13 protein-coding genes are annotated in these 12319 nt (G+C 54.1%); all 13 read right to left on the bottom strand.

Annotated elements, in window-relative coordinates:
* Window positions 1–11: 11 nt before the first annotated feature.
* Window positions 12–566 carry a DUF420 domain-containing protein gene (locus LGH70_RS11515; protein WP_226185676.1) on the bottom strand — a complete coding sequence of 185 codons (555 nt, stop codon included), beginning with the start codon at window positions 564–566 and terminating at the stop codon, window positions 12–14.
* Complete coding sequence (locus LGH70_RS11510) at window positions 541–1215, bottom strand: SCO family protein (protein ID WP_226185674.1); 675 nt, start codon at window positions 1213–1215, stop codon at window positions 541–543. The genes LGH70_RS11515 and LGH70_RS11510 overlap by 26 nt, the downstream gene beginning before the upstream one ends.
* Window positions 1216–1218: 3 nt before the next feature.
* On the bottom strand, window positions 1219–1560 hold the full coding sequence (locus tag LGH70_RS11505; protein ID WP_226185672.1) for a cytochrome C oxidase subunit IV family protein: 342 nt from the start codon (window positions 1558–1560) through the stop codon (window positions 1219–1221).
* 49 nt (window positions 1561–1609) lie between these two features.
* Window positions 1610–2383 carry a cytochrome c oxidase subunit 3 gene (locus LGH70_RS11500; protein ID WP_226185670.1) on the bottom strand — a complete coding sequence of 258 codons (774 nt, stop codon included), beginning with the start codon at window positions 2381–2383 and terminating at the stop codon, window positions 1610–1612.
* A 22-nt stretch (window positions 2384–2405) separates the two neighbouring features.
* Window positions 2406–2993, bottom strand: a complete 588-nt coding sequence (locus LGH70_RS11495; protein WP_226185668.1) for a cytochrome c oxidase subunit 3 — start codon at window positions 2991–2993, stop codon at window positions 2406–2408.
* Window positions 2994–3002: 9 nt separating this feature from the next.
* Window positions 3003–3854, bottom strand: coding sequence for a heme o synthase (gene cyoE / locus LGH70_RS11490; protein WP_226185662.1), 852 nt, complete (start codon window positions 3852–3854; stop codon window positions 3003–3005).
* Between the two features lie 50 nt (window positions 3855–3904).
* Complete coding sequence (locus LGH70_RS11485) at window positions 3905–4984, bottom strand: COX15/CtaA family protein (protein ID WP_226185660.1); 1080 nt, start codon at window positions 4982–4984, stop codon at window positions 3905–3907.
* A 169-nt stretch (window positions 4985–5153) separates the two neighbouring features.
* Entirely contained in the window at window positions 5154–7016 is a 1863-nt protein-coding gene (locus LGH70_RS11480; RefSeq protein ID WP_226185658.1) for a cytochrome c oxidase subunit I, read from the bottom strand.
* Between the two features lie 26 nt (window positions 7017–7042).
* Window positions 7043–8113 carry a cytochrome c oxidase subunit II gene (locus tag LGH70_RS11475; RefSeq protein ID WP_226185656.1) on the bottom strand — a complete coding sequence of 357 codons (1071 nt, stop codon included), beginning with the start codon at window positions 8111–8113 and terminating at the stop codon, window positions 7043–7045.
* Window positions 8114–8206: 93 nt separating this feature from the next.
* Window positions 8207–9541, bottom strand: coding sequence for a quinol:cytochrome C oxidoreductase (locus LGH70_RS11470; protein WP_226185653.1), 1335 nt, complete (start codon window positions 9539–9541; stop codon window positions 8207–8209).
* A 2-nt stretch (window positions 9542–9543) separates the two neighbouring features.
* On the bottom strand, window positions 9544–10266 hold the full coding sequence (locus tag LGH70_RS11465) for a c-type cytochrome (protein ID WP_226185651.1): 723 nt from the start codon (window positions 10264–10266) through the stop codon (window positions 9544–9546).
* The gene (locus LGH70_RS11460) at window positions 10266–10790 is read right to left on the bottom strand and encodes a DUF3341 domain-containing protein (protein WP_226185649.1); all 525 of its coding nucleotides are present in this window, start codon (window positions 10788–10790) and stop codon (window positions 10266–10268) included. The genes LGH70_RS11465 and LGH70_RS11460 overlap by 1 nt, the downstream gene beginning before the upstream one ends.
* On the bottom strand, window positions 10783–12240 hold the full coding sequence (gene nrfD, locus LGH70_RS11455) for an NrfD/PsrC family molybdoenzyme membrane anchor subunit (RefSeq protein ID WP_226185647.1): 1458 nt from the start codon (window positions 12238–12240) through the stop codon (window positions 10783–10785). The genes LGH70_RS11460 and nrfD overlap by 8 nt, the downstream gene beginning before the upstream one ends.
* Window positions 12241–12319 lie beyond the last annotated feature (79 nt).

Below are 12319 nucleotides of genomic sequence, written 5' to 3'. Positions count from 1 at the left end.
TTTCCCGCGTCCTAGGTGTAATACGGCGAAATCATGAAGTAGACAATCACGCCCGTTACCGACACGTACAGCCAGATCGGGAACGTCCAGCGGGCAATGCCCCGGTGTTTGGCAAACTGCTCGGTCAGGGCATAGTACAGCGTAAACAGCACCAGGCCCACCGTTACGGCGGCCAGCAGGATATGGGAAATCAGGATGAAGTAGTACACGGTCCTGATCAGGCCTTGTCCGCCAAACTTAGTCGACTCTACCTGAGAATGATACACCACGTAGGAAACCAGGAACAAGGCGCCCAGCAAGAAGGCCGTCCCCATCATGGCCCGGTGCTTCAGTACCTGTTTCTGACGAATGAAATAGTACCCAAGCACTAGGCAAACCGCCGTCAGAGAGTTCAGCACCGCATTTACGGTCGGCAGAAACTTCACCTGGGCGCCGGCAATATGAAACGACTTCGAGAAGAAATGCAGAATGGCTACTACCACCGGTATAGCCACTCCCAGGATGATCATGATGGTCTTGATCCGGGCATTATTGCCAGGTTTAGCGACCGGACTTGTCGTGGTCATAATTGTACAGCAGAATGCTGGTTTCGGTAATGAGGCGCTCTACTTCCTTGGCCTTCGTGCCGTCGTAAATACCGCGTACCCGCTTGTCCCGGTCGACCAGATACAGATTCTGGCTGTGGACGATGCCGGGGGCCGCACCCGAAGGAGCGGGCAGACGAAACTCCTCCGTTGCTAACCGGTACAAATCATCTTTGTTGCCAGTCAAGAAAAACCACTTGCCGGCAATGGCCCCGTACTGCTCGGCATAGCGCGCCAGCACCGCAACCGAGTCGTGTTCGGGGTCGACGGTGTAGGAGACGAGCTTTACGCGGGGCTCCTTGCGAAACTTCTCCTGCACCCGCATCAGTTGGCTGTTTACGCGGGGGCAGGCCCCCGGGCAGGTGGCAAAGAAAAAGCTGGCCACATACACTCCCCCGTTCAGGTCCTGCTGACTAACGACCCGCCCCGACTGGGAAGGCAGCTTAAAGTCACCGAGGGTATGAAAAACAGTATCGCGCTGCCACTTCCCGCCTACTTGTGTCGAGTCGACACGTTCGGGCAGGTAAGTTGGCAGCGCGAAACGATTGGTACCGAAGGTTTTGAGAAACAAAAACGCCAGTACCGGCAAGAGTAGAATGAGGCCCAGAATCAGGGTTTGCTTGGGCCGCATTGCTTATTTAAAGGCATTGTAGATGGCCTCGCCAATAGCCGAGCCCTCCGTAATCAGGGCTACCATCAGCCAGACCAGCAGCGCCATGGGCACCAGGATGGTCCAGATCAGGCCTTTGGTCTCATGCTTCAGGTGCATAAACTCGGCCACGATGAAGAAGGCTTTGAAGATGGTCAGCACAATCAGAATCGAGTTCCGCAGGGTGCTGGGGTCCATGATGAAGGTAACGGCAAATTCCAGGGCCGTGATGCCAACCAGAACGAAGAACGTTTTCCAGATCCAGCCCGTGACGGGCTTTTGAATCTCACCGGTTGGCTGGGTATGGTCAGTTGCGTGATGAGCCATATGAGTAGGGAAGTAAAAGCGAAGAAAAGAGACGGAACCTGGTTCGTAATTAAACGAGGTAGAAGAAGGTAAAGACGAATACCCACACCAAGTCTACAAAGTGCCAGTACAAACCTACTTTTTCTACCATCTCGTAGTGGCCACGCTTTTCGAAGGTACCGTTGGTGGTGGCAATGAAACAGTAGGTCAGTAGCACCAGCCCACTGAATACGTGCGTGCCGTGGAAACCGGTAATAAAGAAGAACAGGTCGGCAAACAGCACCGGGCCGTACTGGTTCATCTGCAGGTTGGCGCCGTGGAAAATCGTACCGTCCAGCATCTTGGTGCCTTCGTCGGTGCCAGCAATAAAGTGGCTCCACTCCCAGGCCTGGCAGCTTACGAACGTAGCGCCGAAGAGCAACGTCCACAACAGCCACTTCTGCACGTCGGCCTTGTCCATGCGGTGACCAGCTTCCACGGCCAGTACCATCGTCACGGAGCTGAAGATGAGAATCATCGTCATCAACGCCACGAAAGCCAGTGGCAGGTCCATGCCGTGCAGACCGGGGAAGGAGTTGAATACCTTATCCGGAATGGGCCAGTAGGCCGTGGAGAACACAAAATCCTTGTGGTCGCCGGTGAACGCCAGGTGGCGGTGGCGCATCAACCCGTAGGTTGTCAGGAAGGCGGCAAACGTGAAGGCATCCGACAGCAGGAAGAACCACATCATCAGCTTGCCATAGCTAGCCTTGAAGGGTTCGTTGCCGCCATCCCAGGTCCCGGAGCGGGGCCGCTCGATGGAGGCGTTGTTGTGAAGCGTCTGCGTCGTGGAGGTGGTGGACATAACGAGCGAAGTAAAAACGAAATCAGTGGTTCAAAAGTAGGAACAAATACAGGTACAACCAAAGCGCGCCGAGGAAGTGCCAGTAGATTGTGGCATTGCCAATGGAGAGCATCTGGCGGGAATGTACCTGGTAGTTCAGGCTTTTACGCAATACGATGAGCAGAAAAATGAGGCCCGTAATTAAGTGAAAACCGTGTACGCCGGTCAGCACATACAGAAACGAGCCCGACGGATTTGCATCAACGCCACCGAAGTGAATTTTGTTGGCTACCAAATCACCCCACACGTTCCACTGACCCACCAGAAAGACAAAGCCGAGGATAAAGGTCAGGGCCACACCGATTTGCGCGCGACGCACTTCATCTTTGCGCGCCGAAAACCAGGCCCACTGCATTGTGAGGCTGCTCAGGGCAATGATAACTGAAGTATAGAGCAGCCCGGCGGGCAGGTCAAACTCCAGCCAGTTGCCTTCCTCGCGCCGGACGATGTAGGCGCTGGTGTAGGCAGCAAAAATCATGGAGATGCTGATCATCATCAACACCAGCAGAAGCCGCTTGGGGTGCATTCCGGCACCGGCTTCTTTGTCTTGCAATATTTCGGAAGTTGCCATCCTGAAACGTTAAATTTTGTCGAAAACCAGCGCAATCTGCACGATTGGCAGGTACAGAAACGACCCGAACATGATGCGCATGGCCGCTTTCTTGGAGCAGGTCCGCATCAGGTAAAAAGTCTGCATTAGAAACAGCACACCGCAGACTACGGCAATCAGGGCCGAGGTTTTGCCCGCCATACCTAGTTCCAGTGGCAGCAGGCTCAACGGAATCAGCAGCAGCGTGTAGGTCATGATCTGGAAAGCCGTCCGCAGGTCCTTGCCCCCCGGGGTAGGTAGCATCTTGAAGCCGGCCTTCTTGTAGTCCTCATCTAAAACCCAGGCAATGGCCCAAAAGTGCGGAAACTGCCACATGAATTGAATACCAAAAAGCACCCAGGCCTCAGTACCCAGAAAGCCGGTAGCAGCTACCCAGCCCAGCAAGGGCGGCATACCACCCGGAATGGCGCCTACGGCCACGCAAATGGGGGAAATAGTCTTTAGCGGCGTGTAAACAAAGCCGTAGAGAATGAGCGACAACAAGGAAAGTGCCGCCGCGAGCGTATTGAAAAAGTACCCGAGAATAAAGAGCCCGATGACGCCCGTAACGATGGCAAACACCCAGGCTTCGGCGGGACTCAGTACTCCCATTGGCAACGGCCGCTTGGCCGTACGCTTCATCAGCTTGTCGAGCTCAATCTCGTGAATCTGGTTAATGGTATTCGCCGAGCCCGTCACGGCCAGGCCACCCAGCAGCACGAGCAGCGCCCGGCTCCAATCAAACTCCTGGGCGCCCAGCAAATAGCCGATGGCGCTGGAAAAGGCCACCGTCAATGCCAGCCGGAATTTGATTAACTGGAAATAGGCCTTGGCTTTCGTCATTCTACGCAATCAAAACTCCCGCCAGATCAGCCTCAAACGGGGCCGCAAAGTTACGCAACAACGCCCGGATAAGCGGCCTGCCGCTCGAATTTCGTTGCCCGACCATACAAAACGATGGTCAGGAACTGGGTTCCAAACAAAACCGTAGCCAGCGTCAGGTGAATTGGCTGCACGGCGGCCGGCAGGGCAAAATACGCCAGGATGATGCCCGCCAGAATTTCCAGCCCTATCAAGGCCATATTCACCTTAGCCATGTAGCGCAGCTGCCCCGAAGGCAGATTGTACAGCCGGTAAGCCACGTAAGCATTCAGTAGCAGCAGCAAGGCCGAGAAAGTGCGGTGAAACTTGAATACCGCCCCAAGCTGCTCAACCCACGCTGCCCGGTTCAGGTGGTTAGCAGTAAAAGATACCATATCCACCTCTTCCCGCACCTGCGTGCCCAGCACAATCTGCACGAACGTGAGTACGGTGATAAGCCACAGCCAGGGGGCCAGGTTGTGCATGGCCGGTACCGGCTCTACTGTGGTATCAGCCCGCTGAGAGCGGATAACAGCGTAGATCAGCATAGCCACAATCAGTAGGGCCAACCCCATATGAATCGTTACCATGATGGGCAGCAGGTTGGTAGAAACCACCAAAGAGCCCAACCACCCTTGGAAGCCAGTTAGCAGAAACGACCAGAAGGCTAGCCAGAATACCGTACGGTCGCGCCGCCAGTACGGTAGGGCAAACACGACGGTGAGGAAGACAAAGACCCCAATCAGCGCCCCAACCAGCCGGTTTACATACTCAATCCAGGTCTTGGTGACATTGAAGTCGGTTTCGATGTACTGCGTCGGGTGCGCGAAAATCTCGCTGGCCACCTGCTTAAAGCCCAGACGCTGGAGCGTGGTGGCAAGCTTGGTGTTCTTGGCCACGCGCTGAGCGGTGTATATCTCCTTGTAATTGGCAGGCAACTGGCTGGCCGCAGTGGGCGGAACCCAGGTTCCGAAGCATTTTGGCCAGTCGGGGCAGCCCATGCCGGAGCCGGTGCTGCGTACTATCCCTCCGACCAGAATCAGCAGGTAAACGGCCGTTACTGTTACTATCCCGATGAACCGGAAGCGGCGCACAAAGGCAGGTACTATCATACGTATTGTGGTGCTTTTACTTACCAGATAAACAAGTGAAAACCCTGTTTGTCTGAATGCAAAATGAGGAAACCCAGGCCGGTGGTTCCGGTACCGGATTTCCTCATTAGAGAAAACAAAAACGGGCCGCCGTGTTGACAGCGGCCCGTTTCAGATGGCTTTTAGAAGACTAGTCTTCCGAGTCACGCTCGTAGGGCAGATTCGAAGACTGGGTCTGCGAATACGGCACGTTCTGCGGAATGAAATCCTCAGCGGCACCGGGCTTGCTATAATCGTAAGGCCAACGGTACACAGCGGGAATTTCGCCGGGCCAGTTGCCATGACCAGGCACGACTGGGGTCGTCCACTCCAGCGTCGTCGAGTTCCAGGGGTTCTCGGTAGCGCGACGGCCACGGAAGATGCTGTAGAAGAAGTTGAAGATGAAGATAAACTGACCGAAGAAGGCCAGAATAGCTGCAGCTGAGATAAACTTGTTCAGGTCAGCAAACTGGCTGAATGAGTCGAAGCCAGTCCAGGCGTAGTAACGACGGGGGAAACCGGCAATACCTACATAGTGCATTGGCATGAACACCAGGTATACACCGATAAACGTCAACCAAAAGTGGATGTAGCCCAGTTTCTCGTCGAGCATGCGGCCGAACATCTTGGGGAACCAGTGGTACACACCGGCAAACAGACCAAAGAAGGCCGAGCTACCCATTACCAAGTGGAAGTGAGCTACCACGAAGTAAGTGTTGTGCATCTGAATGTCGATGGCGGCGTTACCGAGGATAATACCGGTCAGACCACCCGAGATGAACAGCGACACGAAGCCAATCGAGAACAGCATGGCCGTGGTGAAGCGGATGTTACCGCGCCACAGCGTCGCCAGCCAGTTGAAAGTCTTCACGGCCGATGGAACGGCAATGATCAGCGTCAGGAACATGAACACCGAGCCGAGGAAGGGGTTCATGCCGGTTACGAACATGTGGTGAGCCCACACAACGAACGACAGCAGTGAAATACCCAGCAGCGAGCCAATCATAGCGCGGTAGCCAAAGATTGGCTTACGGGCGTTGGTGGCCAGAATCTCGGATACCATACCCATGGCAGGCATGATAACGATGTACACTTCGGGGTGACCCAAGAACCAGAACAAGTGCTGGAACAGAATGGGGCTACCACCCTGGTGATTCAGTGCCTGTCCGGCAATGTAGATATCCGACAGGAAGAATGAGGTACCAAACGAGCGGTCAAAGATCAGCAGCAAAGCCGCCGAGAACAGAACCGGAAACGACAGCAGACCCAGAATAGCGGTCAGGAAGAAGGCCCAGATGGTCAGGGGCAGCTTCGACATTGACATGCCGCGGGTACGCAGGTTGATTACCGTGGTAATGTAGTTCACCCCACCCAGCAGCTGCGACACGATGAACAAGGCCATCGATACCAGCCACAGCGTCATGCCCAAGCCCGAACCAGGAATAGCCTGGGGCAGGGCGCTCAGCGGCGGGTAAATTGTCCAGCCAGCAGCGGCTGGCCCCGTCTCGATGAACAGGGAGATGAACATGATAACACTGGAGATAAAGAAAAACCAGTAAGAAAGCATGTTCATAAAGCCCGAAGCCATGTCGCGGGCACCAACCTGCAGCGGAATCAGGAAGTTGGAGAACGTACCCGACAAACCAGCCGTCAGCACGAAGAATACCATGATGGTACCGTGCATCGTGACCAGAGCCAAGTAGAATTCGGGGTTTAGCTTACCCGCTTCAATCCACTTACCAAGGAAAGGCGACAGCCACTCGAAAGTAGACTCAGGCCAACCGAGCTGAAGACGGAACAAGCTGGAGAGCGTACCACCAATGATTGCCCAGAAGATACCGGTAATCAGGAATTGCTTGGCAATTACTTTGTGGTCCTGGCTGAAGACGTACTTGAACAGCCAGTGCTGATCATGGTGCTCGTCGTGGTGCAGGTGCTCGTCGTGCGTGGTGCTTGGCTCGGTTACCCCGATGCCACCCTGCACTTGCGAGTGAGTAGGAAGATTAGCAGCCATAAAAGAGAGCGTGCGTTAAATAAGAGTTAGAGCGAGGCCTTGGTAGCCGGAGTAACAACAGCGGCAGCAGCCGAAGCGTTTTCAGTTTCTACCAGTTTATCTGATTTCTGCTTGAAGGTAGCCAGCACATCAGGGTTCTGCTCCGAGAAAGATTTTTGCTGCGCATACCAAGCTACGTAGTCGTCTGGCTCGTCCACGATAATGTTCAGCTTCATAGCGAAGTGACCACGACCACAGATCTGGTTGCAGGCCAGCTCGTAGTTGAACTTAGGATTGCCCAACTGAGCACGCATTTCGTCAGTCGTCTTGGTTGGCGTAAACCAGAACTTGGTAGGCATACCGGGCACAGCGTACATCTGCACGCGGAAGTGCGGCATGTATACTGCGTGCAGCACATCACGTGAGCGAATCTTGAGCAGCACGGGGTGACCTTTGGGAACGTGCACCTCACCGGCAACAAAGTCATCCAGACCGCTTTTGTCACTGAGGTCAAAACCGAACTCGTTGGTAGCGTCAATCAGCCGATAGTTTACCACGCCCAGCTTCTGGTCGCGGCCGGGGTAACGCACAAGCCAGTTGAACTGCTTGCCCATTACTTCCAGCACAACCGAGTCTTTGGGAGCCGGACCCGTGATTTTGGTCCACTCTTTCCAACCGGCGAATACCAGACCAGCCATTACAATAGCCGGAATCACCGTCCAAATGATTTCAATCTTGTTGTTGTGGGGAAAGAAGTAAGCGCGACGACCTTCTTTGTGCTGATACTTGTAGGAGTACACAAACAGCGCAATGTGGGTTAGGACGAATACAATACCGATGATGATCATCGTCGTCCAGAACAGGCGCTCCATTGCAAAGCCGTGAACCGACGCAATCGGCGGGTTCATCTTGCCGTAGTTCTCAATGAAGGAGTAAGCAAACGCAGCACCCCCAATCACCATGAATAGGATGAACAGGATGGCGTTAACACGGTTACTCGTGCCAATCTCGCGCGTAGAGCTGCCCGAGAAAATGGATGTCAGTATCTGGATACGGAACAGCAGGCCAAATACGACCAGCAGCAGCACGAGTACCAGAAGAATACCAAGAGCAATCATTAGTTGAATGAAGAGGTGAGAGTTGAGAGGTTAGAAGTGAGATTTCGTTACACAATCAAGTCTAACTTCTCACTTCTCAATACTCATGTCTAATTAAGTCGTGTGGTGCACGCTTTCGTCCAGGAACGGGTGATTTACCGGTACCAGGGAGGCTTGCGCCAAGCGCTTGGTAAACAACAGCAGGTAGCTACCCAGGAAGATCAAAGCCACGCCTATCTCTATTACGAACCCATTCTCGCCCTTCATAGTTGCAGGCATGAGCATTAAATAGAAATCGGACCAGTGACCAATCAGGATGGCAATGCTCACGATTTTCAGCATGATCATCTGACGCTTTGCATCCCGCGTCATCATCAGCAGGAAGGGGAAAACAAAGTTGATAACCAGGTTGAAGAAGAACATCCACGTATAGGCACCGTTGAAGCCGCCCAGACGCTGGTTGTAGTACACTGCTTCTTCAGGCAAGTTGGCATACCAGATCAGCATGAACTGCGAGAACCATACGTAGGTCCAGAAGATGCTGAAGCCGAACATGAACTTACCCAAATCGTGCAGGTGGTTCGAGTTTACATACTTCAGGTAGCCGGCTTGCTTTAGGTAGATAGCCGTCAGGGTAGTCAGGGCGATGCCCGATACCCACCAGGAGGCGAATACGTACCAGCCAAACATGGTGCTGAACCAGTGTACGTCAACTGACATTACCCAATCCCAGGCCGACATTGACGAGGTTACGGCGTAGAGCACGAGGAACAGCGCAGCTACGTTGATGCTCTTATGGAAGTACTCGGTACCGCCGTTGAGATCTTCAGCCAGCGAAATCTTGCGCAGACGCTCGGAGAAGAACCACCAGATGCCCAGGTACACGACCATGCGAATCAGGTAAAAAGGCGTATTCAAGAAGCCGCTCTTGCCGGCGATGATAGCATCGTAGTTGGCGGCTTTGGGGTCCATGATACCGTCGTGAGTCCAGTGGAACAGGTCATGACGGCCCAGGAAGAAGACGGCCAGGAAAATAACGAGGCCGGGCAGCAGCCAAACACTCATGGCTTCGTTGATACGCTTAATAACTACCGACCAACCCGCGTAGGCTACATACTGCAGCGCGACGAAGAAGGTACCAATAGCCGACACGCCCACGAAGAATACGTTGTTGTGCCACAGGCTCACAATCAGGCGCTTCAGCCATGCTGGGCTACCCTCGTGGTGGGCTGCTCCGGCCCCAGCCTCGGGTCCTGCTGCATGAGCAGCACCAGCGCCATGGGCGGCTCCGGCAGCTTCGTGTCCGCCGCCGTAGAAGGCGGCCATAATTAGTCCAATGGCCAGCAGGACCACCCCAGCAACGATGATGCTGATGAATGTTCTGCGGGTTTTCGGCGAAAGCTCCAGGTATTCAGCCGTGGCGCTTTCATGATGCGTCAGAGTTGCCATAGTTAGTTCGCCGTTCCGTTTCGTGCCTGGTCACCTTGACCGGGAGTGGATGATGCTTTATCGGCCTGAGCTTCCAAAACTGGAGCCTGGGTAGCACGGTCAGTCATCTGAGTGGAGTCATTGCTGACTTTCACAAAATCAGCCAGTCCATCAGGGCCTTTACCAGCTTGCAGTACGCGGACATACATAGCAATCTTCCAGCGCTCTTCGGGATTCACAATGGAGCCGTGCGGCATCATGCGGTTTTTACCCCACTGAATCACGTGGTAGACGTGGGCCTCGTTCATAGTCTTATAGGCACCTACCGTGTAGTTAGGTACGCCCTTGAACTTCTGCCCTACCGGCCCGTCACCAGCGCCCGCCTCGCCATGGCAATGCGAGCAGATTCGGGTGTACAAAACCTTCCCTTCTTCAAGATTGGCTTTGGTGTAGGAATAAGGATTGCGCAGACGGCGCTCAGCCGTGGTTACGCTATCCTTCGGGATGTGGGAGTAGTAGTTGAGCTTCCCACGGGGAACAGTGCCCACTACCGGAGTGCGCATGTTCAGCCCCATCGGATTCACCGTGTTCGTATGAATCTGCTTCAGCGGTTCGTAGCCAATGGACTCATACATCTGCGGCGCGTACTCCAAGCCCGTATCATCAGCCTTGTTACAAGCTGTAGTCAGCACCGAGGCAAATAGAATAGCCGACGCCTGCAGACCTAGTTTCAGCGTGTGCGTCATTAGTTCTTAGTCATTTCTTTTTCGTTCACCTCCGAGGCGCCGTTCTCGCGCAGCAGTTTGCTCAGGTTGTTGAGGTCAGTGCTTTCGTTGATCTCAATAGCCATGACGAACTTGTCGTCCGTCGAGCGTACATCCAGAACTGGAGTTCTCCAGCGAGGATACAGTTTGCTGATCGTGTAGAAGGTGATTACCATGCCGTGGCAGGTAAAGAACACCGTCAATTCGAAGGATACTGGAATAAAGGCGGGCAGCGCAATGTGCGGCTTACCACCAATAATCATGGGCCAATCGAAACCGAGCATGTAAATCTGCATCCACAGAGCGAAGGCCAGACCGCACATGCCGTAGAAGAAAGCGGCAATGGGCAACCGGGACCGTTCAATACCCAGAGCATCGTCGATGCCGTGGATGGGGAACGGGGTAAATACTTCGTAGATTTTAACACCCGCCGCGCGGACGTTCTCAATGGCGTGCAACAGCACGTCTTCGTCGTCGAAGATGCCGAGGGCGAAGCGCTTAGTCATGCTTATCGTAGTTTACCGGAGCATTGGCAGGCACTCCGTGGGTGGTTGGCTTGTGAATCAGGTCGTGGTGCGGATCATGACCAGTATAGGTCGGACCGTTGTCAACCGTGTATTTCAGCACGGTCTTCACTTCAGCCATATTAATCACGGGGAAGAACTTAGCGAAGAGCAGGAACAGCGTGAAGAACAAGCCCAGCGTACCGACATAGATACCGATGTCGATAATGGATGGCGAGAACATAACCCAGCTCGAAGGCAGGTAGTCGCGGTGCAGCGAGGTTACGATAATCACGAAACGCTCGAACCACATACCAATGTTTACGATGATGGACAGAATGAACGTCAGCGGAATGCTGTACCGAACCTTGCGAATCCACACCAGCTGGGGCGTAATCACGTTGCAGGTCATCATCGAGGCATAAGCCCACCAGTAAGGACCGGTAGCGCGGTTGATGAAGGCGTATTGCTCAAACTCAACCTGCGAATACCAGGCAATGAAGAACTCCGTGATGTAAGCCACACCTACGATAGAGCCAGTAATCATCATGATTTTATTCATGAGGGCGATGTGCTCCATCGTGATGTAATCTTCCAGCTTAAATACAACCCGCGTGATAAGCATCAGGGTCAGTACCATGGCGAAACCCGAGAAGATAGCGCCAGCTACGAAGTAAGGAGGAAAGATAGTGGTGTGCCAGCCTGGTACTACCGAGGTAGCAAAGTCCATCGATACAATAGTGTGTACTGACAGTACCAGCGGGGTCGAAACACCAGCCAGAATCAGCGACACCGTTTCGTAGCGGCTCCAGTGCTTAGCCGAACCTGTCCAGCCCATGCTCAGCAGCGAATAAGCTACTTTGGCAATCGGACCTTTAGCCCGGTCACGGATGGTAGCGAAGTCGGGTACTAGACCTGTGTACCAGAATACCAGCGACACAGTAAAGTAGGTCGAAATAGCGAATACGTCCCAGAGCAGCGGCGAATTGAAGTTCACCCACAGCGAGCCGAAGGTGTTCTGCAGCGGGAATACCCAGTAAGCCAGCCAAGGACGGCCCATGTGCAGTACCGGGAACATGGCGGCGCAGATTACGGCGAAGATCGTCATAGCTTCTGCGGCGCGGTTGATGGAGCTCCGCCACTTCTGACGGAACAGCAGCAGAACTGCCGAAATCAGAGTACCAGCGTGACCGATACCTACCCACCACACGAAGTTGGTGATGTCCCAGGCCCAGCCGACGGTTTTGTTCAGACCCCATTCTCCGATACCATACCACAGGGTGCGGTACACGGAGTAAAGAAAGATACCGAGGAAAAAGAGCGCTACGCTCAGGGCGGCCATCCACCGAACGTTCGGGGCGGCCTCTACCTGGCGGCACACGTCTTGAGTGACGTCGTGGTACGTTTTCCCCCCGGTTACGAGCGGCTCCCGTACAGGCGATACGTGCTGCATAGTTTTTGTTGGTTAGTTGGGGTCTTAGGAATGGAGGGTCTGTCGTCTGTTTCGAACCAATGGTTGAGCATCACCCCTA

The organism is Hymenobacter nitidus (assembly GCF_020447315.1).
GTDB classification, from domain to species: Bacteria; Bacteroidota; Bacteroidia; order Cytophagales; family Hymenobacteraceae; genus Hymenobacter; species Hymenobacter nitidus.
The sequence above is the reverse complement of the archived record's forward strand: the minus strand, read 5'-3'. Positions and strand labels throughout refer to the sequence as shown.